The organism is Burkholderia sp. AU31652 (assembly GCF_002223155.1).
Taxonomy (GTDB): Bacteria; Pseudomonadota; Gammaproteobacteria; order Burkholderiales; family Burkholderiaceae; genus Burkholderia.
In genome coordinates this window covers 2,769,603-2,793,642 of sequence record NZ_NKFG01000005.1, presented here as the reverse complement: position 1 = coordinate 2,793,642, position 24,040 = coordinate 2,769,603, and the positions used below count along the sequence as shown (strand labels likewise).

The window sequence follows — 24,040 nt, the reverse complement described above, 5'->3', positions numbered from 1 at the left end:
CCTGAGGTGCATCCATGAGCGAAGCAGTGCTGAAGCCGGCGGTCGTGCCGGCACCCATCCCCGTCCGCGAACTGTTGCCGTGGGCCGTGTTCGTCGGCCTGATCCTGTTGCTCGCGCTGTATTTCGTCGGTGCGGAACAAGGGGCGACGTCGCTGGTGCCGGGCATGTATGTCCACGAGTTCGTCCACGACGGCCGCCATCTGCTCGGCTTCCCCTGCCACTGACGCGGAGTTCACGATGGTCGGAAAGCTGCTCATGCGCGGGATGCTCGCAGGCATCGCCGCAGGCCTCCTCACGTTCGGTTTCGCGAAAATCGTCGGCGAACCGCAAGTCGATCAGGCAATCTCCTTCGAAGAAAAAACCGAAGCCGCCCGAGGCGAAGCACCGGAACCCGAACTGGTCAGCCGCCACACGCAAGCCGGCCTCGGTCTGCTGACGGGCGTCGTGACCTACGGCGCGGCATTCGGCGGGCTGTTCTCGCTCGTCTTTGCGTATGCGTATGGCCGAGGCAGCCGTCTCCCGGCCCGGCCGCTGGCGGCGTGGCTTGCGCTGGCGTCGTTCGTCGCGCTCGTGATCGTGCCGAACCTCAAGTACCCGGCCAATCCGCCGTCGGTTGGCGACCCCGACACGATCGGCTATCGCACGGGGTTGTTCTTCCTGATGATCGCGATCTCGGTCGCGACGATGGTGTTCTCGGTCAGCGTGCGCCGCCATCTGCTGGCGAAGCTCGGGCAGTGGAATGCGTCGATCGTCGCCGGGCTCGTGTTCGTCGCGATCATCGCGGCCGTGCAGATCGGGCTGCCGTCGGTCAGCGAGTTGCCGGCCGATTTTCCGGCGGCCTTGCTGTGGAAGTTCCGCGTGGCGGCCATCGGCATGCAGGTGATCATGTGGACGACGATCGGCCTGCTGTTCGGCGCATGGGTCGAGCGCGGCGAACGCATCGGCATGCGCGCCGCCTGACGCGCATTGCCACGGATCGCGCCTAGCGCAGCATGCGCGGTGCGCTCCACGTCGATTCGCGCGCCAGCGCGACGAACGCGGCCAGATAGTCGATCGATGCATCTGCTTCGCGGATGCCGAGGAAGATCTGCTTCGCGATCCCCTTCTTGCCCAGCTTGACCGGCACGACCGGCATCCGGTCCGCGTATTCGTCGGCAAGCCATCTCGGCAGCGCGGCCACGCCGCGCCCGCTCGCCACCATCTGCAGCATGATGTCGGTCGTTTCGATCGACTTGTGTCGCCTCGGCACGATGCCGGCCGGCGTCAGGAACTGGTTGTAGATGTCGAGCCGGTCGGTTTCGACCGGGTAGGTGATCAGGATCTCGTCGGTCAGCTGCTCGGGCGTCACGTAGTCGGCGTTCGCGAACCGGTGTGAATCGGCGACCACCAGCACCTGCTCGTAATCGAACACAGGGTCGAAGCGCAGGCCCGGCTTGTTCAGCGGATCGGGCGTCACGAGCACGTCGATGTCATAGCCGAACAGCGCGCCGATGCCGCCGAACTGGAAGCGCTGCTTCACGTCGACGTCGACGTCGGGCCAGCGCGACAGGTAGGGCGACACGACCTTCAGCAGCCACTGGTAGCACGGGTGGCACTCCATCCCGATGCGCAGCGTCCCGCGCTCGCCCTTCGCGTACTGCTTCATCCGCTCCTCAGCGAGCTCGAACTGCGGCAGCAGCCGGTGCGCCAGCTTCAGCAGATACTGCCCGCCCTGCGTGAGCCGCAGGCCGCGACCCTCCCGATCCCAGATCGGCGTGCCGAGCTGCTGCTCGATTTTCCGGACGGTATGACTGAGCGCCGATTGCGTGAGGTGCAGCGCATGGGCGGCCGCGGTCAGCGAGCCCTGGCGCTCGACCTCACGAATGACGACGAGATGGAATCGTTCCAGCATGGATATCGCTCGCGCAACAAATGCATGAATAACTTTAATGGATGAATGAAATAATGCCATTTCATTTCATGGTTTGAAATCCCTATCATGGCTCCCGGACATTCAATTTCTCTTCTGGACGGCAGCTCATGGTCACGACACACAACCTCGGTTTTCCGCGCATCGGCGCGAAGCGCGAACTCAAGTTCGGTCTCGAACGCTACTGGAAAGGCGAATCGTCGCGCGACGAGCTGAAGGCGCTTGGCGCCGAGCTGCGCCAGCGTCACTGGAACGATCAGCGCGGCCTGGACCTGGCGCCGATCGGCGACTTCGCGTTCTACGATCAGGTGCTGGACATGAGCTTCACGCTCGGCAACCTGCCGAAGCGCGTGCAGGGCTTCCAAGGCGACGTGCTCGACAACTATTTCCGTGTCGCGCGCGGCCGTTCGGCGGAGTCGGCCGAAGCGCATGCCGCGTGCTGCGGCGGCGTCGCGGCCGGTGAAATGACGAAGTGGTTCGATACGAACTACCACTACATCGTGCCGGAATTCCATGCGGACACGAACTTCTCGCTCGACCCGTCGCGCCTGCTCCAGCAACTGGCGGAAGCGCAGGCGCAGGGTGTGGCCGCGAAGCCGGTGATCCTCGGCCCCGTCACGTATCTGTGGCTCGGCAAGGCGAAGGACGATTCCGACCGCCTCGCGCTGCTGCCGAAGCTACTGCCGGTATACGGCGCGCTGCTCGACACGCTGACCGCGCAGGGCGTCGAATGGGTGCAGATCGACGAGCCGATCCTCGTCACCGAACTCGACGCCGAGTGGCAACAAGCTTTCGAGACCGCATACGCCGCGCTCGAAACGCGTCGCATCAAGGTCCTGCTCGCGACGTACTTCGGCCAACTGCAGGGCAATCTGGCGCTCGCGAGCTCGCTGTCGGTCGACGGCCTGCATGTCGATGCGATCAACGCACGCGACGAAGTCGACGCGCTGGCGCGTGACCTGCCGCCCGGGCGCGTGCTGTCGGTGGGTGCGATCAACGGCCGCAACATCTGGAAGACCGACCTGAACGCGAGGCTCGACTGGCTCGAGCCGCTCGCGAAGCAACTGGGCGATCGCCTGTGGCTCGCGCCGTCGTGCTCGCTGCTGCACGTGCCGGTCGATCTCGCGAGCGAAGAGAAGCTCGATGCGGAAATCCGTTCATGGCTCGCATTCGCGCTGCAGAAGCTCGACGAGCTGAAGGTCCTCGCGACCGCACTGAACGAAGGCCGCGACAAGGTGGCCGACGCGCTGGCCGCGAACGCCGCCGCGATTCACTCGCGTCGCCAGTCGCCGCGCGTGAACAACCCGGCGGTGAAGGCCGCGATCGCCCGGATCGACGCGCAACTCGGCAACCGCGCGAGCCCCTATACGCAGCGCGCGCCGAAGCAGTCGGCACGCCTGAACCTGCCGGCGTTCCCGACGACGACGATCGGCTCGTTCCCGCAGACCGGCGAAATCCGCCAGGCCCGCAGCCAGTTCAAGGCCGGCGCGCTGGATGAAGCCGGTTACCGCGCGGCGATGCAGGCCGAGATCGAACGCAGCGTGCGCGAACAGGAATCGCTCGAACTCGACGTGCTCGTGCACGGCGAAGCCGAGCGCAACGACATGGTCGAGTACTTCGGCGAACAGCTCGACGGCTACGCGTTCAGCCAGTTCGGCTGGGTGCAGTCGTACGGTTCGCGCTGCGTGAAGCCGCCGATCCTGTTCGGCGACATCAGCCGCCCGAAGGCGATGACGGTCGAGTGGATCACGTACGCGCAGTCGCTGACGAACAAGCCGATGAAGGGCATGCTGACCGGCCCGGTGACGATCCTGAACTGGTCGTTCGTCCGTGACGACCAGCCGCGCTCGGTGTCGTGCTACCAGCTCGCACTGGCGATTCGGGAAGAAGTGCTCGATCTCGAGAAGGCCGGCGTGCGCGTGATCCAGATCGACGAGGCCGCGCTGCGCGAAGGGCTGCCGCTGCGCCGCGCGCAGTGGGGCGAGTACCTGAAGTGGGCGGTCGAATCGTTCCGCATCACCGCGAACGGCGTGCGGGACGATACGCAGATCCACACGCACATGTGCTATTCGGAGTTCAACGACATCATCGCGTCGATCGCCGACATGGATGCGGACGTGATCACGATCGAGACGTCGCGCTCGGACATGGAGCTGCTCGACGCGTTCGACACCTTCAAGTATCCGAACGAAATCGGGCCGGGCGTGTACGACATTCATTCGCCGAACATCCCGACGCAGGAGCACATCGTCGGCCTGATGAAGAAGGCGGCCGAGCGGATTCCGGCGGAACGCCTGTGGGTGAACCCGGACTGCGGCCTGAAGACGCGCCAGTGGGCGGAAGTGATTCCGGCGCTGACGAACATGGTCGCCGCCGCGAAGACGCTGCGCAACGCGATGCAATAACGCGCGCAGGTTGCGTGCCGGCCGCCGCGCTCGATGGTCGGGCGGGGCGGCCGGCGGCGTGACTCATTCCGTGACGGGCTGGCCCGGCGTCACGGGCAGTGCGGGATCATGCGCGCTCGTGTTCGAGGGGGCCCGCGAGCGTCTCGGGTGATGGCGTCTCGGCAATGATGCGGCGTTCGCGTGCGAGGTCGAGCGACCGCGACAGCAGCCAGTACGCAGCGCCCGCGACGACCAGGCCGACGAGCCACGCGATATCCACGCCGCCGAGCATGCGAGCGAACGGCCCGACGAAAATCTCGCGGTTCGCTTCGGCGTCGAAGATGTAGAAGAACGGCACCATCGCCGCGAAGCCGACGAGGTAAGCGACGATGCCGCGCGGTTGCCACGCGCCGTAGAGCCCGTTCGGCACGAAGAAGTGCGCGATCGCATAGTGACCGCGGCGCACGAAGAAATAGTCGACGAGATTCACGGCGGTCCACGGCACGAGGAAGTAGAGCATCAGCGTCAGGAACGTCTGCAGCAGCGCGATGCCGTTGCCGCGGATCGCGAATACGCAGGCAAGCACGAACGTGCTGATCGCGATGATCGATGCAACGCGCGCGCGGCGCGTCGGCCGGATCGGCACGATCGAATCGGCGGCGGTCAGTACGGTCAGCATCGCGCTGTACGCGTTGAGCGCGATGATCGGCAGGAAGCCGACCACTGAGACGATCGCGATCAGCTTGCCGAGGCCCGGCATGAGTGACGTGCCGACGGCGTTCATCGCGACCAGCGCATCGGCCGCATGCAGCTTCTGCGCGAGCCACGCGCCGAGGCCGATCATCCAGGTGCCCGACAGCGACGCGCCGGCGAAGATCACGGCGATCAGCTTCGCACGGCGCGTGTTTTTCGGCAGATACCGCGAATAGTCCGACACATACGGGGCATACGAAATGTTGTAGCTCGCGGCGATCGCGAATTGCGTGGCGAACGCGATCCAGTTGAAGCCTGGCGCGGCAACCGGTGCGACGGCGGTGGGTGCCGGCGTCACATGGCCGAACGCGAGCGCGAGTGTCACGAGCGCATAGAGCGGCAGTGTCGCGATCAGCGCCCACGTGAAAGTCCGATGCATCAGGTCATGGCCGTAGATGGCGAGCAGCGCGCCCGTCGTCACGGCGGCGACGGCGACGAAGCCGCCATCGATCCCGAATACGTTGTGCACGCCGTCGACCATCAACGACACGTTGACGACATTGAAGCCGACGAACACGAACAACGTCGCGAGCAGTGCGACGATCACGCCGCGATAGCCGAACTGCGCGCGCGACTGGATCATCTGCGGCAGCCCCATCTCGGGCCCCTGCGAGCCGTGAAACGCCATGAAGATCGTGCCGAACATGATCCCGAGTGCGCCCGCGAGCGTCGTCCAGCCGGCGGACAGGCCCATGCCGGGCCCGACGAAGCCGATCGAGATCGTGAAGAAATGGAAGTTGCCGAGGAACCAGAACGGCCCCTGGCTGGCGAGCTTCGCGTGGCGCTCGTGTTCCGGAATGTAGTCGATCGAGTGGTGCTCGATCGCAAGGCCGGCCGATTCGGTGCGACCGAGATCGAGGGTGTCGGGGCGGGTCATGACGACTTGTCTCCTGGGTCGTGCGCGGTTCGGCAGGGCGACCGCGTGCGCCGGCCTGCCGCGACGTCCGCGTGGCAAGCGATGAATAGCGTGGAACCGGAGGGCGGTGCGACGCACCGCACGAGGCGTGCAACGAAAAACGGGCAGGCGAGGGGCCTGCCCGTTGCGAGCGGTTACGCGGTGCGTGCGCCGCGCGGCAGCGGCGTTTCCTTCCGGTCCGCCGCGCCCGCATCGTCGATGCTCACGCGGCGCGAGATCAGCCACACGCACAGCGACGACAGGATCGCGGCGCTCGTGTACTGGAGCGCAAGCGGCCACCATTGCGGCGCGGTGTTCTGCGCGATGATGGTCGCGACGAGCGGCGTGAGGCCGCCGGCGAGCGCGCCGCACACCTGGTACGCGATCGAGATCGCCGTGTAGCGGATGCGTGCGACGAAGATGCCGCTGACGAAGCCTGCGACCACCGAGTAGTAGCCGGATTCCGCGAGCGTCGCGAGGCCGACGCCGACCGTGATCGACAGCGGCGTGCCCATGTGCACGAGCGGCAGCATGACGAACGGGACGATCGCGGCCCATGCGCCGGTGATCAGCAGCACGCGCGTGGTGCCGAAGCGCTGCGCGAGGAACGCGGCCGCGAGCTGCACGACGAACTGCAGCACGGCGACGATCGTCATGCAATGCAGCACCATCGACCGGTCGAGCGACAGGAACTGCGTCGCGTAGCTGATCATGAAGATGTTGCTGAAATACACGCCGGCGATGCCGTACACGTTCGCACCGATCGCGAGCAGCAGCAGCGGCCAGTACTTGAGCGCCTCGCGCAGCGGCTTTTGCGCGATGTTGCCGCTCTTCTTGACTTCCTCGAACTCGGGCGACTCCGACACGCTCGCGCGGATCACGAAGCCGACGATCAGCAGCACGGAGCTCGCCAGGAACGGCACGCGCCAGCCCCAGCTCATCATGTCTTCCTTCGACAGCGTGCTGATCGCGCCGAACGCGAGCATCGACAGGATCAGGCCGCTTGCGCTGCCGAGCTGCGCGAACGATGCGAAGAACGTGCGCTTGCCTTCCGGCGCATGCTCGCCGGCGAGCAGCACCGCGCCGCCCCATTCGCCGCCGACCGCGATGCCTTGCAGCACGCGCATCAGCACGAGCAGGATCGGTGCGATCACACCGGCTTGCGCATGGGTCGGCAGCAGGCCGATCGCAACCGTCGACACGGCCATCAGCATCAGCGTCGCGAGCAGCGAGCGCTTGCGGCCGAAGCGGTCGCCGAGGTAGCCGAACATCACGCCGCCGAGCGGCCGCGCGAAGAAGCCGACCGCGAACGAGCCGAACGACGCGAGCAGGCTGATGAAGCGGTTTTCGCCGGGAAAGAACAGCGGCCCGAACACGATGGCGGCGGCGGTCGCGTAGCTATAGAAGTCGTACCACTCGATCGTGGTGCCGACGAACGACGCGAGCGCCGCCCGCTTGGGTTGCTTGACGGAAGTCCCCATCTTTATGTGTGCTCCTCTGAATCCTCTGATTTGGAATAGGTGGCGGCGCGAGGATCAGTCGCGGTACGCGACGCCCGGCAGCACGCACAGCAGCTCGTACGCGAGGTTCGCGCCGAGCAGCGCCGTGGTGCCGAACGGGTCGTACGGCGGCGCGACTTCGACGAGATCGCAGCCGACGATGTTCAGCCCCTTCGCGCCGCGGATGATCTCGAGCGCCTGCGGCACCGTGAGGCCCGCGATTTCCGGCGTGCCGGTGCCCGGCGCGTAGGCCGGGTCGATGCCGTCGATGTCGAAGCTGATGTAGACGGGCGTGTCGCCGACGCGTGCGCGCACTTCTTCCATCAGCGGCGCGAGCGACTTGTTCCAGCATTCCTCGGCCTGGACGACGCGGAAGCCCTGCTCGCGGCACCAGTCGAAATCCTCGGCGGCGTAGCCCGTGCCGCGCAGGCCGATCTGCGTGACCTTGTCGCCGTGCAGCAGGCCTTCCTCGACCGCGCGGCGGAACGGCGTGCCATGCGCGATCTTTTCGCCCATCATCGTGTCGTTCACGTCGGCGTGTGCATCGACGTGGATCAATGCAACCTTGCCGTGCTTGCGGTGGATCGCGCGCAGGATCGGCAGCGCGATCGTATGGTCGCCGCCGAGCGTGATCGGCTTGCAGTCGTGCTCGAGGATCGCGTCGTACGCCGCTTCGATGCGCGCGATGGAATCGTGCAGGTTGTACGGATTGATCGCGACGTCGCCGATGTCGGCGATCTGCAGCGAATCGAACGGTGCGGCGCGCGTGGCCATGTTGTACGGGCGCAGCAGCACGGATTCGGTACGGATCTGGCGCGGGCCGAAGCGCGCGCCGGTGCGGTTGGAGGTGCCGAGATCGAACGGCACGCCGACGAAACAGGCGTCGAGGCCTTCGGCGCTCGCCACGTGCGGCAGGCGCATCATCGTCGCGATGCCGCCGCAGCGCGGCATTTCATTGCCGCCGAGCGGCTGGAAATGAGTGTGGTCGTTCATGGGGCTGTCTCTTCCGATGTGGGGTTGCCGTATCATGCGACGCGGCTTGACGCACAGTTTTACGCGCTCGGCCCGCAAAGAAGAATGCGAAGATATCGACGTAAACATCGATTTTCATCGATGTATGGAAGGGGATGAACGTGCTGGGGAATCTGTCGACCCTCGATCTGCGGTTGATCCGCGTATTTCTCGCGGTCACGGACGCGGGCGGCGTCTCGGCCGCGCAGGCCGTGCTGAACGTCGGCCAGTCGACGATCAGCGCGCAGCTTTCGTCGCTCGAGACGCGGCTCGGCTACCGTCTCTGCGAGCGCGGCCGCAGCGGTTTCCGGCTCACGCCGAAGGGCGAGCGGTTTCACGCGATGAGCCGCAAGCTGCTCGCCGCGCTCGACGAATTCGGGATGGCCGCGCGGCACATGGACCGCCAGCTGGTCGGTACATTGCACATCGGCCTGATCGGCCATACGCCGGTGAGCCAGAACGCGCGGATTGCCGAAGCGATCGCCGCGTTCCGCACCCGCGACGAGGCTGTGCGTTTCTCGATTTCCGTGCGCGCGCCGGGCGATCTCGAGGAGAAGCTGCTGAGCGACGAGATCCAGATCGCGGTCGGCTACTTCTGGCACCGGGTGCCGTCGCTGCACTACACGCCGCTGTTCATCGAGCGCCAGGTCGCGTACTGCGGGCGCGGCCATCCGCTGTTCGACGGCGCCGGCGCGCTGACGCCGGCCGATGTCGCGGGCTTCGAATGGGCGTGGCGCTCGTATCCGCTGCCCGAAGCGCAGATGTCGACGACGCCCGACCGCGTGACCGCGACCGCCGACAACATGGAGGCCGTCGCGCTGCTGATCCTGTCCGGCCACCACCTCGGCTACCTGCCGCAGCACTTCGCGGCGCCGTACGTCGCGCAGGGTTTGCTCGCGCCGCTCAATCCGGAGCAGCTGCGCTACGACGTGACGTTCCACATGGTCGTCGCGCGCAACGGGCGCGGCAATCCGCTCGTGGAAGCGTTTCTCGAGGATCTCGAACGCGCGCACCAGCCGCCCGACTTCGCATAGGCTGCCGGCCTCAACAATGTGGACGAGTGTTGCGGCGGCGCGGCCTGACGCGGCCCACATCGATCGGCGTCGACGTGACGAACCGGGCGACGGGATCGGCTTGTGCGTGGCGGCCACCCACCGGCATCACGGCACCGGCAGTCCAGCGTCGTGCTTGACCTCGCGCAGCGACAGTGCCGATTCGATCGACGTCACGCCCGGCAGCATCCGCAGCGATTCGCGCAGGAACGTGCCGTAGTCGTCGAGGTCACGCGCCACGACCTGCAGCAGATAGTCGGCCGTGCCCGCCACGTTGTGGCACGCCAGGATCCGCTCGATGCCAAGGACTTCCCGCTCGAAGCGGTCGGCGGTCTTGCGATCGTGCGTCGCGAACCGCACGAGCACGAATGCGACGACACCGAAGCCGAGCGCCTGGCGTGACAACTGCGCGCGGTAGCGCTCGATGTAGCCGTCGTTTTCGAGACGCTTCAGGCGCCGCGCGCAAGGCGTCTCGGAAAGACCCACGGAATCGGCGAGGCGCGCGATCGGCAGGCGGCCGTCGCGCTGCACCGCGGCAAGGATGGCGCGGTCGGTTTTGTCGAGTTCGGTCATGTTGGCGGAATCCTTTTATGGATTGCATGATTGTGGCGGATTCCCCTACGGATCGCCAATCCTGAACCAAATATGGCCAATAATCCCTCGCCCTCTGGCGGCAATATATCGTCGTAAGAGGACAGGGGCGGACCATGATTTCCACGCATTTGCTGTTGATTTATCTCGCCGCGCTGGCGGCCATCTACGCGATGCCGGGGCCCGACATGGCGCTGGTGCTGCAGACCAGCATCGGCCGCGGCGTGCGGCCGGGGATGGCGGCGGCGGCCGGCCTGTCGCTCGCGCGCACCGCGCACGTGACGCTGTCCGCCTGCGGCGTCGCGGCGCTGATTCGCAGCGCACCGTGGCTGTACGAAGTGATCCGCTACGGCGGCGCGCTCTATCTCGCCTATGTCGCGATCCAGGTGTTCCGCTCGCCCGTGTTCGCGCTCGGCGACGGCGATGCGGCGGCCTCGGCGGGCGAGCTGCGCCAGTCGTTCGTGAAGGGCCTGCTCACCAACCTGCTGAACCCGAAGGCGCTGCTGTTCTGTTCGGTGCTGCTGCCGCAGTTCGTGCGTCCCGAGGCCGGGCCGGTCGTGTTGCAGATGTTCGAGCTGGGCGCACTGCTGGTGGCGGCCGGCGTGTGCTTCGACCTCGCGTGCTTGTTCGGCGCGTCGCGGATCGCCGCGTGGATGCGCGCGCATCCGCTCGCGCAGACGGTGCAGCGCTGGACGTTTTCCGCGGCACTGATCGGCTTCGCGCTGCGCCTGTCGATGGACTGAGTGCCGATGCGGCGGCGCGCCGGCGCAGGTCGCGCGGCGCGTCGCCGCACTCGATGCAGGCCGTGCGCAACGCCGGCCCGTGCGTGCGCCCCGTCGCAGAAGGGCGTGCGCGCAAATCGTCTGACTGTTCTAAACTCCCTGTTACTTCGCGCTGCGCGAACCCGACCGACCGAACGGAACCGTCTCCCGCCGGCCCTGTCCGATTTCCTGGCTGTTCCGTGCAACGCGGTACCAAGGAGGGTCTGAACATGGCAAGGCATCTTCACGCCGACCGTGAACCCCGAATCGTCGCCGAGTCCAAGTGCCTCGGCCCGTGCGATCCGGCAGAACGCATCCACGTCACGATCATGTTGCGGCGGCAGGAAGAAGGGCAACTCGATACGCTGCTTCACCAGCTCGCCACCGGCGACGCGCAAGCGAAACCGGTGTCGCGCGCCACCTTCGCGCAACGCTTTTCCGCCAATCCCGACGATATTCGCAAGGCCGAGGACTTCGCGCATCGTCATCAGCTGACGGTCGATCGCGTCGATCCCGTTGAAAGCGTCGTCGTGCTGTCCGGCACGATCCAGCAGTTCGAAGCCGCGTTCAGCGTCAAGCTCGAGCGCTTCGAGCATCGGTCGATCGGCCAGTATCGCGGCCGCTCCGGCCCGATCGCGCTGCCCGACGATCTCGGCGATGCCGTCACGGCCGTGCTCGGCCTCGACAGCCGCCCGCAGGCACGGCCGCACTTCCGGCTGCGACCGCCGTTCAAGCCCGCGCGCGGCGGTGCGGCGGGCGTCACGTTCACCCCGATCCAGCTGGCCTCGCTGTACGGCTTCCCGGCCGGCGACGGCGCCGGGCAATGCATCGCGATCATCGAGCTCGGCGGCGGCTACCGCGCGGCCGACATCCAGCAATATTTCCGCGGGCTCGGCATCACGACGCCGCCGACGCTCGTCGACGTGAACGTCGGCACCGGCCGCAACACGCCCACCGGCGACCCGAGCGGCCCGGACGGCGAAGTCGCGCTCGACATCGAGATCGCCGGCGCGATCGCGCCGGCCGCGAAGATTGCCGTGTACTTCGCGCCGAACAGCGACGCGGGCTTCATCCAGGCCGTCAACGCGGCCGTCAGCGACACGACCAACAAGCCGTCGGTGATCTCGATCAGCTGGGGCGGGCCGGAAGCGATCTGGCAGGCGCAGTCCGCGCAGGCGTTCAACCGCGTGCTGCAGGCGGCGGCCGCGCAGGGCATCACGGTGTGCGCGGCATCGGGCGACAGCGGTTCGGGCGACGGGCTGCAGGACGGTGCCGATCATGTCGACTTCCCCGCATCGAGCCCGTACGTGCTCGGCTGCGGCGGCACGCAGCTCGACGCGCTGCCCGGGCAGGGCATCCGCAGCGAGGTCACGTGGAACGACGAGGCGGCCGGCGGCGGCGCGGGCGGGGGCGGCGTCAGCACGCTGTTCGACCTGCCGGCGTGGCAGCAGGGGCTGAAGCTCACGCGCGCCGACGGCAGCAGCGCACCGCTCGCGAAGCGGGGCGTGCCGGATGTGGCGGGCGACGCGTCGCCGCAGACGGGCTACGAAGTGTCGATCGCGGGCACGGCCACGGTGATGGGCGGCACGAGCGCGGTCGCGCCGCTGTGGGCCGCGTTGATTGCACGGATCAATGCGGCGGCGAGTGCGGCGGCGGGCGGTGCGACTGCCGGCTGGATCAATCCGGTGCTTTACAAGAATCCGGGTGCGCTGCGCGACATCACGCAAGGATCGAACGGTACGTACGCGGCCGCGCAGGGCTGGGATGCGTGCACGGGCCTCGGCAGCCCGAACGGCGCGCAGCTCGCCGCGATCCTGACGCGCAAGCCGTCGAGCTGACGGCCGCGTTACACGTCTTTCCGTATGGCGCGGGCTTCCTGTCCGCGCCTTTTTCTCACCTCCAGGAGCAGCACGATGGGCATCGATTCCGCATCTTCCGGCGGCGTGTATCCGCTGCATCACGGCGACCACAATTCGCATGGCGTGCCGCCGACCATCAACCCGGTCGCGCTGAGCCACGGCCGCGACCAGCCGTTCTTCGATCCGGTCGCGTACGGCAATGGTCCCGACGACTCGGTGACCGACACGACCGAGGCGGCCGCGATCACGCATCACACGATCCTGATCGACGGGAAGCGCATCGCGTACACGGCGACGGCCGGCCACCTCGTGACGGTCGACCCGAGCAGTTCGCAGCCGGCCGCGAAGCTCTTCTACGTCGCGTTCACGGCCGACGGCGCGAAGGAAGAAACGCGGCCCGTGACGTTCTTCTATAACGGCGGGCCGGGCTCGTCGTCGGTGTTCGTGCTGCTGGGTTCGTTCGCGCCGAAGCGCATCAAGACGTCGATGCCGGGGTTCACGCCGCCCGCGCCGTACCAGATGGAAGACAACCCGGACAGCATGATCGACCACAGCGACCTGGTGTTCATCAACCCGGTCGGCACCGGTTATTCGGCGGCCGTCGCGCCGAACAAGAATCGCAACTTCTGGGGCGTCGATCAGGATGCGGATTCGCTGAAGCAGTTCATCAAGCGCTACCTGACGAAAAACAACCGCTGGAATTCGCCGAAATACCTGTTCGGCGAATCCTATGGCACCGCGCGCAGCTGCGTGCTCGCGTACAAGCTGCACGAGGACGGCGTCGACCTGAACGGCATCACGCTGCAATCGTCGATCCTCGACTACCGGCAGGCCGGCAACCCGGTCGGCGCGCTGCCGACCGCCGCGGCCGATGCGTGGTATCACAAGAAACTCGGCGTCACGCCGGCACCGACCGATCTCGGCGCGTTCGTCGAGGAAGTCGCGCAGTTCGCGCGCACCGACTATCTGACCGCATTGCGCAACGTGCCGCATGCCGACCCCGCCGCCGTGAAGAAGCTGTCGCAATACACGGGCATCGACACGGCGACGCTGCAGACGTGGGGGCTCGACATTGCGGGTTACAACGCGCGCGGCAATTCGCTGTTCCTGACGACGTTGCTGCAGGCACAGGGGCTCGCGCTCGGTTCGTACGACGGCCGCGTGACCGGGATCTCGTCGGGCATCGCCGGCAAGATCGACCCGAACTCCGGCGGCAACGATCCGACGATGACGGCCGTGACGGGCGTCTATACGGCGATGTGGAACAGTTACCTGAACGAGCAGTTGAAGTTCACGTCGAGTTCCGCGTTCACCGACCTGAACGACCAGGCTTTCCAGAACTGGGATTTCCATCACACCGACCCGACCGGCGCGCAGCAAGGCATCGATGCGCAAGGGAACGTGATCCTCTACACGGCCGGCGACCTCGCGGCGGTGATGGCGTTGAACGTCGACCTGAAGGTGCTGTCGGCGAACGGCCTCTACGATTTCGTCACGCCGTTCTACCAGACCGTGATCGACCTGCAGCAGATGCCGCTCGAGGATCAGAAGGTGCGGCAGAACCTGTCCGCGCGTTTCTATCCGTCGGGGCACATGGTGTATCTCGACGGCGGCTCGCGCACCGCGCTCAAGCGCGATCTCGCGGCGATGTACGACGCGACGGTCAGCGATACGGGTGCGCGGATGCGGATTCGTGCGCTGCAGGCGACGAAGACGGGCGGGCACGCATAACGGTGCCCATCAGTAATACGCCGCGCGCAGCCAGGACGGTGCGCGCGGCGTTGTTTTTTTGCGTGGGCGGCCGGCTTACGCGGCCGGCCAGTCGAACATCGTGTACGGCAGCGCGCGCTTGTGGCGCGACGCGTCGTAGAAGCGCAGCACGGTTTCGTACACGTGGTCGGCGACGGGCTTGCCTTCGAGGAAATCGTCGATCTCGTCGTAGGTGACGCCGTACGCGTGCTCGTCGGGGCGCAGCGGGCGCAGTTCCTCGAGGTCGGCCGTCGGCACCTTCATCACGATCAGTTCGTCGCCGCCGAGCGCACGGGCCACCGCGCGCACGCGACGCTTGTTCAGCCCCGCGAGCGGCAGGATGTCCGCGCCGCCGTCACCGAACTTCGTGAAGAAACCCATCAGCGACTCGGCCGCGTGATCGGTGCCGATCACGATGCCGCGCCGCGCGCCGGCCACCGCGTACTGCGCGATCATGCGCTCGCGTGCCTTGACGTTGCCGTGCACGAAGTCCTGCTGGGCCGGCGTCTCGAACGCATGGCCGGACGCGACCAGCGCGCCGAGCATCGCGTCGGCGGCCGGCTTCACGTTGACGGTCAATTCCTCGTCCGCACGGACGAACGCGAGCGCGCGCTGTGCATCGGCTTCGTCGTTCTGCACGCCGTTCGGCAAGCGCATCGCGATGAAGCGGGCATCGTAGCCGCCGGCGCGCAGCTTTTCGACCGACAGCTGGGCGAGCCGGCCGGCCGTCGACGAATCGACGCCGCCGCTGATGCCGAGCACGTAGGTCCGCAGGCCGGTTGAACGAAGGTATTGCGCGAGGAACTCGACGCGGCGGGCGATTTCGGCCTCGGCGTCGAAGTGCGGGGCGACGTTCAGTTCGGCAATGATCGCGCGTTGGCGGCTGGCGTAATCGGCGGATGTCATGAAAGGAGTTCCGGAACGAAATCAAGGCGCCCATCATAAGCGCAATCGCGGCGCGGTGCCGCGCTGGGCGTGCGATCCGGCGATTTCGCGTTGCTTCGGCGAGACGGGCCGCATCGCCGTGGTGCACGGTGCGCCGGGCAGGTGCGACGATGCCGCGTAACGGGCGTTCGCGCGGCCGGTATTCGATGCGCGTGGCGGCTGGTGTGGGCGCGGCCGCATGGCGCCCCCACACGGTCGGCCGCGTCAGCGCCGCGCGAGCACGACGCCCACCAGCGCGAGCGCGAAGCCGGCGAGCTGGATCGCCGCGAGCGTTTCGCCGAACAGCCAGTAGCCCTGCAGCGCGGCCAGCGGCGGTGCGAGGAACAGCAGCGACGTCGCGCGTGCGGCGTTGCCGCGCCGCAGCATCCACATCAGCATCGTGACCGCGCCGCCGGACAGGAACACGACACCCCACACGAGCGATACCCACAGCGCCGGCGCGCCGATCCAGCGCGTCTCGTGCAGCAGCGCGACGAAGATGGCCGCGACGATGGCCGCACCGAAGTTCTGGATGGCCACCGCCGTGCGCAGGTCGCTCTGCGCGAGCTTGCCTTTCTGGTACAGCGAGCCGGCGGTGATCGACCCGACCGCGAGCACCGAGACGGCAACGACCAGCCACGCGGGCGCGGCGCCCGGCGGCGGCGCGACACCGCCCGTGACCTTCGGCGCCAGCACGAGCGCGACGCCGGCGAGGCCGAGCGCCATCCCGAACCAGCCGCGCGCCGGCAGGCGCTCGTTGAACAGCGGGACGGCGAGCACGGCGGTGGCGAGCGGCTGCAGTGCGCCGAGCAGCGCCATGACGCCGGCGTTCAGCCCTTGCGCGACGGCCCAGTAGCTCGCGCCGAGATAGACGCCCTGCAGCAGCGCGCCCGCGATCAGGTGGCGCGGCCATTCGCGCCGGGCCGGCCATGGCGCGCGCGAGACGAGCGCGACCGCGCCGAACAGCGCGGCGGTGCCCGCGAAGCGCGCGAGCAGGAACAGGTTGGGATCGGCGTAGGGCTTGATTGCCCGCGCAACGATGAAGCCGGTGGACCAGAGGGCGACGAAAGCGGCGGCGACGAGCGAGGTCAGCATGCGTGGCGGGCCGCGACGCGGCCGGACAGAATCGTGAAGTCGGCCAGTATCGGGGGAAGCGACGCGGGCGTCTTGTCGAATCCTGCACTCATGCCGCGTGCCGCGCAGGCGGCCGCCGGTGCCGGGAGAAGGCGGGGCGCCGCCCCGGGATGCGGAGCGCGCGCGCGTGAAGCCGCGGAGATCAGTCGATCGAGAACGTGTCGAGCGGCTGGTTGGCGCGTGCGTCGGTCGCGAAACGCGCGGCGAGCTGTTCGTAGAGCCGGCGGGCCTCGTCGAGCGTCAGGTCGATCCAGTACGGATCGCCGGCCGCGTCGTTGAGACGTTCGGGCGGAAACTGGATTTCGATCACACTGCCTTTGCGATACATGGCGCGAGCCCCTTTGCTTGGTCGGTCGTTCGGCGAAGCGCAAAGTGTAGCAACCGGCGCCGCGCCGATTCGCGCGCGTCAGGCAATACAGAATTTCGCTTTCGGGAAACGCGGCCCGGCGCGTTTCCCGCCGCAGTCAAATGCCGGTCAAACGGCCGTAATACAATGGTCGGCTTACCCATTACCAGTCGCCTCGGGCGCACACGCGATGCTGGCGGAACAACGTCATCAATTCATCCTGTCGGAACTCGGACGGTCGGGCGCATTGTCGGTCGCGGAACTCGTCCGCTCGCTCGACGTGTCGCGCGAGACTGTGCGGCGCGACCTGAACGCACTGGCCGCACGCGGCCTGCTCGTGATGACGCACGGCGGCGCGCTGGCCGCGGATCGCCGCGAGCCGAGCCTGTCCGAGCGCGAAGCCGCGAACGCGGAGGCGAAGCGCACGATCGGGCGGCGCGCGGCCGAGTTCGTGCCCGATGATGCGTCGGTGCTGATCGATTCGGGCAGCACGCCGCATGCGGTCGCGCTCGCGCTCGCCGACCGGCACCGGCTGTCGATCTACACGAACGACTGGCGTACCGCGTTCGTGCTTGCGCGGCGCAACGGCAACCGCGTGACACTGCTCGGCGGCGAGCTGTCCGACGACGAGGACGCCACCTTCGGGCTCGACACGATCCAGCAGCTGGCGCAGTACCACGTCGATTTCGCGTTCGTCGGCGCCGGCGGCATCACGACCGACGGCGAATGCACCGACTACTCGCGGCTCGCGGCCGAGGTGCGCAGCCGGATGATCGCGGCGGCCGGCACCGCGATGATCGTCGCCGACCATTCGAAATTCGGCCGCGTGACGCCGGTGCGGATCAACGGCACGGCGGCGGCCCGCTATCTCGTGACCGAGCGCGCGCCCGACAAGGCCGTGCGCCGCGCGCTGACCGCGCGCGGGATCGAGCTGCTCGTGTGCGACTGACGCGCGTCCGACATACAAGGTTCATCGAACCGTCATCCGCAGGGAAGAACTGCCGTCAAGACTGACCCATTCACCTCGACCGGCCGCCAGGCCAGGGAGCAACGAATGACCGTCAGCGTGCGCAGCTATCTTTCCCCCACCCTGGTCCTGCTGGCCTTCGACTGGCCCGATGCGGCGTCGCGTTCCGATTTCCTCGGCTTCGCGATCCGGCGCACGCCGGGGTTCTGGTCGGCCGACGGCAAGACGCGCGCGCCGGACAGCTGGCTGCCGAACCGCCTGACGTTCGATGGCCCGGCCGCACACACGCAGGGCGATGCGCCGACCGACCAGGCGCCGATCCAGAAATTCATGTGGTGGGATGCACGCATCGATCCGCAGGATCGCGGCGCGGCGTTCCGCTACGACGTGTATCCGGTCGTCGGCACGCCGGCGAACCTGCAGGTGCTCGACGTCCAAGCCGGCGTGTGCGACGTGGTGCTGCCCGCGCATATCGAGGACGGCATCGGCACGTGGTTCAACCGTGCGGTGGTCAGCTCGCAGGCCTTCGCGAGGCAGGTGGCGGCGCTGGGCCTCGCGCCGAATGCGGCGCCGAGCGCTGCGCAGGCGCTGAAGCTGCGCACGTGGCTCGCGAACGACATGGAGCAGGTGTTCGCGGAGATGCTCGACCCCGCGTCGCGCGCGGCGTCGGCCGTCTATCACCTGACCGACACGCTGTGGGCGCTGCCCGCGTTCGAAGCGTTCGGACGCCAGCACGGCGAAGCGTCGCTCGCGATCGTCTACGACGCGCACACGACGGCGCGCAAGGGCAAGCCGCCGCTGCCGTCGCCGAACCAGCCGGCCGTCGACGCGCTGCAGGGTCTCGCGACGCTCGCGCCGCGCGACAAGACGCACATCATGCACGACAAGTTCATCGTGACCGATGCGTCGGCGAATGCGGCGCCCTCGCGCGTGCTGACCGGTTCCGCGAATTTCACGACCGAAGGGCTCACGGAGCAGGCGAACGTGCTGCACGCATTCGACTCGCCCGCGCTCGCCGCGCTGTACAACGATCGCGCGCATGCGCTGGCCGGGAATCCGTCGATCGCGGAGACGGCGAAGCTGTCGCCGGGCTGGTCGGCACCGATGACGATCGGCAGCGCGCAGGTGCGGCTCGCGTTTTCGCCGGAGCCGGCGGGGCAGCGCACCGAGATCGACACGATCGTCGCCGCGATCGCGGCCGCGAAGCATTCGGTGTCGTTCTGCCTGTTCATGCCGACCGACGCGGCGCTGCGCGACGCGTGTTTCGCGGCCGGTGACCGCGGGCTGATGATGTTCGGGCTGGTGAACAAGATCAACGTCGGCAGCGCGACGAAGGCCGATGCCGGGCAGCAGGCCGGCCAGACGCTCGATGCGGCCACGCTCGCGAACCTCGAGCTGTACCACCGCAGCCGCGACAACCACGACGTGATCGATGCCCAGTATTTCTCGCCGGCCACCGTGCCGCAGGGTTTCGAGCCGGAATTGCGGTTGTTTCCGGGGGAGCCGGCGCCGGCTTTTCCGCCCGTCGTGATCCATCACAAGTTCATCGTGATCGATGCGGAGGGCGCGAATCCGGTCGTCTATACGGGCTCGGCGAACATGAGCCGCAATTCCGAGCAGTACAACGACGAGAACCTGCTCGAGATCCGTGATCAGCGGATCGCGGCGATCTATCTCGCGGAATTCCTGCGGCTGTACGAGCACTACCGCGCGCGGGCACTGGCGATCCATGCGAAGCAGCACGGCACGGACGGGGGCACGGGCGCGCATGCGCGACTCGCGCTTGCACCCGATTCGAGCTGGGCGAAGAAGTACTACGTGGCGGGAAGCCCGGAAGAGAAGGCGAGGATCGCACTGGCGTCGACCGCGCCGACGGATTGACCCACGAGAGAAGGCCGGGCGCGGATGTCGCGCGCCCGGTGTCAGTCCGGCAGGGAAACCGGCTGCCGCCGCCGCTTACGCGGCGACGTAGCGCAGCACGGCGTCGGCGATCGTGTCGCGGTGCCGCGCGCGCAGGCGCGGCGCCGACGGATCGCGGCCGAATGCGGCGCCGAACGTGTAACGGTTCGACACGCGGTGGAAGCAGAACGAGCTGATCAGCAGGTGCAGGTCGAATGCGTCGATGTCCTTGCGGAACGCGCCGCTCGCCGCGCCGCGCTCGACCAGTTCCTCGAGCGTCTTGATGATGCTGACGTTGCGGTTCTTGAACGACTTGAGCTGTTCGAGATACTTCGCGCCGTGGATGTTCTCGATCGACACGAGGCGAACGAAGTCGCGATGCTTGTCGTGATAGTCGAACGTGAATTCGACGAGGCGGCGCATGCCCTCGCGCGGCTCCATGTCGCCGACGTGCAGCTCCTGCTCGAGCGCGCGGATGTCGCCGTACACCTTCTCCAGCACGGCCTCGTACAAGCCTTCCTTGCTTTCGAAGTAGTAGTAGAGCATCCGCTTCGTCGTGTTCGTGCGCTCGGCGATGGCATCGACGCGCGCGCCGGCGAGGCCCATCGCGGAGAATTCCTGCGTGGCGACGTCGAGGATGTTGCGCTTGGTTTGCTCGGGATCGTATTTGCGCCGCGCATCGGACGGAAGCGCGCGGGGGTCGGACGTGGCGGCCTTGCTTCCTGCTTTCATGTGGCTTTATTGTGGCTTCGGCGGCTTGGAAAAGCCATTCTAGCATGTGGGAAATTCCCGCCCGGCCGACCTTCCGCTCTAATCGGCAGGGCGGTTTCGGCCGCCATGGCCGCCGCTCAGCGGCGGCAGGACGCGAGCGCGTCGCGGGCCTGGTACGCCGTGTACGTGAGCTGGGCGGCAGCGAGGCCCACCAGCCCGAACGTGCGCGTGAGCCCGAACGCGTTGAAGCCCTCCGGCACCGGCCGGCCTTCGGCCAGCGTGGCCGCGAGCACTTCGCCGGCCACCGTGGTCGGCGCCATCCCGTGGCCGCCGAACGCGATCGCGTGCCACACGCCGTCCGCGTCGCGGCCGATCTGCGGCATCTTGTGCCGTGCATAGCTCATCAGCCCGCCCCACGCGTAGTCGACCTTCACGCCTTCCAGTTGCGGATACACGCGCAGCAGGTCGCGCCGCAGCAGGCGCGCGATCGCGTCGGGGCCGCGGTCGAGCACGGAGATCCGGCCGCCCCACAGGATGCGCGTGTCCTTCAGCGGACGGTAATAGTCGAATGCGAAACGCGTGTCGTAGATCGCGTACGGCGCGTCGATCGCGTCCGGCAGGCGCGCGCCGAGCGGTTCGGTCGCGATCACGTAGGTCGCGATCGGCAGCACCGCGCGCTCGATGCGCGGCGACACGCCGCGCGCGTAGCCGCCGCCGGCGAACACGACGTCCTTCGCGCGCACCGTGCCCTGCGCCGTGCGCACGACGTACCCGGCGCCTTCGCGCGCGATGCCGAGCGCGGCCGAGCGTTCGTACACCCGCGCACCGCCGCGCGACGCGGCCGCCGCGACGCCGAGCACGTACTTGAGCGGATGGAAGTGGAAGGCGTTCGGCTCGAACAGGCCGCCGTAGTAGCGCTGCGTCTTCAGCCGCGTGCGCAGCGCGTCCGTCGAAACGGGTTCCCAGTCGACGCCGAGTTCGTCCTTCATCAGCGTGCGCACGCTGTCGAGCCGGGACGGATCGTCGAACCAGTTCGCGAGCATCACGCCCTGGTCGACGATGTCGCAGTCGATACCGTAGCGCGCGATCCGTGCGCGGATCAGGTCGACCGCGTCGACGGTGAGCCGGTACAGCCGGCGCCCTTCGTCGCGGCCGAGCGTGCGCAGCAGGTCGGCGTTGTCGAGGCTGTAGCCGCCGAAGACGAAGCCGCCGTTGCGGCCCGATGCGCCGAAGCCGACGCGTTCGCTGTCGAGCACGACGACGTCATGCACGCCGCGCTCGACGAGGCCGAGCGCCGTGCACAGGCCGGCGAGGCCTCCGCCGACGATGCAGACCTGCGTGTCGATCGTGCCGGTCAGTTGCGGGTAGGGCTGGCGGGTAACGGTGGCTTCGTAGAAGTTCTGCATGCGATTTCGTTGACTCTTGACGGCGGAAAAACAGGCGGCGCGCGTCGATCTTGCCTGAACGTGCGCGCCGCGTCGAATGGGGGTTGTCTGGGCACCGGCCGCCGCACTCGCATGGCGGCCGGTGCGATCCGGATTGATCCAGGCCGATCCGCGCGATCAGGCGCCCGGCGTCGGGTTGGCCGGACGGGCGCCGTAGCTCGCGTAGCCGGTTTCAGCTTGGCGGGCGGGCTCGGGCGTCGCGTTGCGTTCGATCCAGGGAGCGATCTCCATGTCTTCGTAGCGCACGAGACGGCATTTGCGCACGATCGCGTAGCCGAGCCAGATCGCGAGGAAGAACGGCAGGCCGATGTAGGTCGCGGCGACGCCGACCCAGTCGATCTTGTCGGAGAGGAACGCCTGGTAATCCTGGCCGAGCGCGATCACCGCGCACAGCGCGAACGCGAACAGCGGGCCGAACGGGAACCACTTCGACCGGTACGGCAACTGGTCGAGCCGGTAGCCCTGCTTCAGGAAGCCCTTGCGGAAGCGGTAGTGGCTGACCGCGATGCCGAGCCACGTGATGAAGCCGGCCATGCCCGACGTGTTCAGCAGCCACAGGTACACGGTCTTGTCGCCGTACAGCGACGTGAGGAAGCACAAGGCGCCGACGGCCGTCGTCGCATACAACGCATTGCGCGGCACGCCGCCGCGCGACAGCTTCGCGAAGATCTTCGGCGCACGGCCTTCGACCGCGAGGTTGTAGAGCATTCGCGTCGATGCATACATGCCCGAGTTGCCGGCCGACAGCACGGCCGTCAGGATCACCGCGTTCATCACGCCGGCGGCGAATGCGAGGCCCGCGTGGCGGAACACGAGCGTGAACGGGCTCACGCCGATGTCGGTCACGTCGCTCTTCAGCAGGCTCGGGTCGGTGTAGGGAATCAGCACGCCGATCACGAAGATCGCCAGCACGTAGAACAGCAGGATGCGCCAGAAGATCTGGCTCACCGCACGCGGGATCGTCGTGCGCGGGTTTTCCGATTCGCCGGCGGCGACCCCGATCATCTCGGTGCCCTGGAACGAGAAGCCCGCGATCATCGCGACGCCGAGCATCGTCGCCCAGCCGCCGGCGAACGGCGCGTCGCCGATCGTGAAGTTGCTCCAGCCCGCGCTCGGGCCGCCCTGCATGATCCCGAAGATCATCAGCAGGCCGACGCCGACGAACGCGAGCACCGTCAGCACCTTGATCAGCGCGAACCAGTATTCGGCTTCGCCGAAGCCGCGCACCGACAGCGCGTTGAGCGCGAAGATCAGCGTGAGGAACAGCGCGCTCCACCAGACGCCCGGCACGTGCGGGAACCAGTAGTTCATCACGAGCTGCCCGGCGACGAGCTCCACGGCCAATGTCACGGCCCAGCTGTACCAGTAGTTCCAGCCGAGCGCGAAGCCGAAGCCTTCGTCGACGAACTTCGCGCCGTAGGTCGCGAACGAGCCCGACACCGGCATGAACGCGGCCATCTCGCCGAGGCTCGTCATCAGGAAATAGACCATCAGGCCGATCACCATGTACGCGAGCATGGCGCCGCCGGGGCCGGCCTGCGAGATCGACGCGCCGGACGCGACGAACAGGCCCGTGCCGATCGAGCCGCCGATGGCGATCATCCGCAGATGGCGTGCCTGCAGCGCGCGGTGGAGGGACGGCTTCGCGGGCGGCGAGCCGGAGGGGCGGGGCGAATCGGGGCGGGCATCTGAATGCATGGCGGGCGCTGGGCGCTGTCTCCGGGATTGTTTTTTCGGTGACGAAGCGCGACGCGTTGCCGGGCAGCGGTGATGCGGTGCTGAAACGGGCCGGGTGAGCGGGCCGCGATGCGTGTCGCCTTCGTCTGTCGTCCGGCAGCCGTGATGGCGGCCGGCGGCGCGCCGGGTGCGGTGCACCCCGACGTCGCAACGATTGTGTGTGCGCGGTGCACGGGCGGCAAACGATATTTCAGAACAGGGTGATGCGACTTTGTCATCAACTTGCGCCGCGTCACGGCATCGCCGATGCTCGGTCACGGGCCTTGGGCAAGTCTGATATCAGCGAAGAAACGCACGGCGTCATCCCGCCAGGGTGTTGCGTTTTCGGAATGAAGTCGTGAGTTAATATCAATAGCGGGCCGACTTGTGGCCACCGACAATGTGTTTCATGGATCGTGCCCTGCGAGGCGGGAG

General features: G+C 67.5%; 20 protein-coding genes. 9 read left to right on the top strand and 11 right to left on the bottom strand.

Annotated features, from left to right (window positions below):
• Nucleotides 1-14 precede the first annotated feature (14 nt).
• Both CFB40_RS30060 and CFB40_RS30055 read left to right on the top strand, forming a co-directional pair.
• Complete coding sequence (locus tag CFB40_RS30060) at nt 15-224, top strand: CbtB domain-containing protein (protein WP_006488502.1); 210 nt, start codon at nt 15-17, stop codon at nt 222-224.
• 13 nt (nt 225-237) lie between these two features.
• Nucleotides 238-960: a CbtA family protein gene (locus CFB40_RS30055; RefSeq protein ID WP_089433229.1), complete on the top strand. Its 723-nt coding sequence runs from the start codon at nt 238-240 to the stop codon at nt 958-960.
• 22 nt (nt 961-982) lie between these two features.
• On the opposite strand, the gene CFB40_RS30050 is transcribed toward CFB40_RS30055, so the two are convergent.
• Complete coding sequence (locus CFB40_RS30050; protein ID WP_089433228.1) at nt 983-1,891, bottom strand: LysR family transcriptional regulator; 909 nt, start codon at nt 1,889-1,891, stop codon at nt 983-985.
• A gap of 128 nt (nt 1,892-2,019) precedes the next feature.
• On the opposite strand from CFB40_RS30050, the gene metE reads away from it, so the two are divergent.
• Nucleotides 2,020-4,314, top strand: a complete 2,295-nt coding sequence (metE, locus tag CFB40_RS30045; RefSeq protein ID WP_089433227.1) for a 5-methyltetrahydropteroyltriglutamate--homocysteine S-methyltransferase — start codon at nt 2,020-2,022, stop codon at nt 4,312-4,314.
• 106 nt (nt 4,315-4,420) lie between these two features.
• Here metE and CFB40_RS30040 read toward each other — a convergent pair whose 3' ends face one another.
• From CFB40_RS30040 to speB, 3 genes are all read right to left on the bottom strand, one after another.
• Nucleotides 4,421-5,923: a purine-cytosine permease family protein gene (locus tag CFB40_RS30040; protein WP_089433226.1), complete on the bottom strand. Its 1,503-nt coding sequence runs from the start codon at nt 5,921-5,923 to the stop codon at nt 4,421-4,423.
• A gap of 173 nt (nt 5,924-6,096) precedes the next feature.
• Nucleotides 6,097-7,422: an MFS transporter gene (locus CFB40_RS30035; RefSeq protein WP_089426689.1), complete on the bottom strand. Its 1,326-nt coding sequence runs from the start codon at nt 7,420-7,422 to the stop codon at nt 6,097-6,099.
• A gap of 54 nt (nt 7,423-7,476) precedes the next feature.
• Nucleotides 7,477-8,433, bottom strand: a complete 957-nt coding sequence (gene speB, locus CFB40_RS30030; protein WP_011353980.1) for an agmatinase — start codon at nt 8,431-8,433, stop codon at nt 7,477-7,479.
• Nucleotides 8,434-8,573: 140 nt separating this feature from the next.
• Between speB and CFB40_RS30025 the strand changes: the two genes are divergently transcribed.
• Nucleotides 8,574-9,485 (top strand): LysR family transcriptional regulator, encoded by a 912-nt coding sequence (locus CFB40_RS30025; protein ID WP_089429028.1) that lies wholly within the window; start codon nt 8,574-8,576, stop codon nt 9,483-9,485.
• Between the two features lie 126 nt (nt 9,486-9,611).
• Here CFB40_RS30025 and CFB40_RS30020 read toward each other — a convergent pair whose 3' ends face one another.
• Nucleotides 9,612-10,076 carry an Lrp/AsnC family transcriptional regulator gene (locus tag CFB40_RS30020; RefSeq protein WP_046549763.1) on the bottom strand — a complete coding sequence of 155 codons (465 nt, stop codon included), beginning with the start codon at nt 10,074-10,076 and terminating at the stop codon, nt 9,612-9,614.
• A gap of 134 nt (nt 10,077-10,210) precedes the next feature.
• On the opposite strand from CFB40_RS30020, the gene CFB40_RS30015 reads away from it, so the two are divergent.
• From CFB40_RS30015 to CFB40_RS30005, 3 genes are all read left to right on the top strand, one after another.
• Complete coding sequence (locus tag CFB40_RS30015) at nt 10,211-10,837, top strand: LysE family translocator (protein WP_089433225.1); 627 nt, start codon at nt 10,211-10,213, stop codon at nt 10,835-10,837.
• Nucleotides 10,838-11,085: 248 nt separating this feature from the next.
• Nucleotides 11,086-12,693, top strand: coding sequence for a S53 family peptidase (locus CFB40_RS30010; RefSeq protein ID WP_089426690.1), 1,608 nt, complete (start codon nt 11,086-11,088; stop codon nt 12,691-12,693).
• 75 nt (nt 12,694-12,768) lie between these two features.
• A complete protein-coding gene (locus CFB40_RS30005) occupies nt 12,769-14,445 on the top strand; it encodes a S10 family peptidase (protein ID WP_089426691.1) in 1,677 nt (558 codons plus the stop codon).
• Nucleotides 14,446-14,520: 75 nt separating this feature from the next.
• Here the strand turns inward: CFB40_RS30005 and nadE are convergent, their stop codons facing one another.
• The 3 genes from nadE to CFB40_RS29990 form a co-directional block, all read right to left on the bottom strand.
• Nucleotides 14,521-15,369: an ammonia-dependent NAD(+) synthetase gene (gene nadE / locus CFB40_RS30000; protein ID WP_089426692.1), complete on the bottom strand. Its 849-nt coding sequence runs from the start codon at nt 15,367-15,369 to the stop codon at nt 14,521-14,523.
• Between the two features lie 243 nt (nt 15,370-15,612).
• Nucleotides 15,613-16,482, bottom strand: a complete 870-nt coding sequence (locus CFB40_RS29995; RefSeq protein WP_089426693.1) for a DMT family transporter — start codon at nt 16,480-16,482, stop codon at nt 15,613-15,615.
• 181 nt (nt 16,483-16,663) lie between these two features.
• Nucleotides 16,664-16,849 carry a hypothetical protein gene (locus tag CFB40_RS29990; protein ID WP_006480515.1) on the bottom strand — a complete coding sequence of 62 codons (186 nt, stop codon included), beginning with the start codon at nt 16,847-16,849 and terminating at the stop codon, nt 16,664-16,666.
• A gap of 208 nt (nt 16,850-17,057) precedes the next feature.
• Here CFB40_RS29990 and CFB40_RS29985 point away from each other — a divergent pair, with 208 nt between their 5' ends.
• A complete protein-coding gene (locus CFB40_RS29985; protein WP_089433224.1) occupies nt 17,058-17,816 on the top strand; it encodes a DeoR/GlpR family DNA-binding transcription regulator in 759 nt (252 codons plus the stop codon).
• A gap of 105 nt (nt 17,817-17,921) precedes the next feature.
• Nucleotides 17,922-19,715, top strand: a complete 1,794-nt coding sequence (locus CFB40_RS29980) for a phospholipase D-like domain-containing protein (protein WP_089433223.1) — start codon at nt 17,922-17,924, stop codon at nt 19,713-19,715.
• Between the two features lie 75 nt (nt 19,716-19,790).
• Here the strand turns inward: CFB40_RS29980 and CFB40_RS29975 are convergent, their stop codons facing one another.
• From CFB40_RS29975 to CFB40_RS29965, 3 genes are all read right to left on the bottom strand, one after another.
• Nucleotides 19,791-20,465 carry a TetR family transcriptional regulator gene (locus tag CFB40_RS29975; protein WP_089426695.1) on the bottom strand — a complete coding sequence of 225 codons (675 nt, stop codon included), beginning with the start codon at nt 20,463-20,465 and terminating at the stop codon, nt 19,791-19,793.
• A 116-nt stretch (nt 20,466-20,581) separates the two neighbouring features.
• Complete coding sequence (locus CFB40_RS29970; protein ID WP_089433222.1) at nt 20,582-21,850, bottom strand: NAD(P)/FAD-dependent oxidoreductase; 1,269 nt, start codon at nt 21,848-21,850, stop codon at nt 20,582-20,584.
• 156 nt (nt 21,851-22,006) lie between these two features.
• Nucleotides 22,007-23,587, bottom strand: a complete 1,581-nt coding sequence (locus CFB40_RS29965) for an amino acid permease (RefSeq protein ID WP_089433221.1) — start codon at nt 23,585-23,587, stop codon at nt 22,007-22,009.
• Between the last annotated feature and the right edge of the window lie 453 nt (nt 23,588-24,040).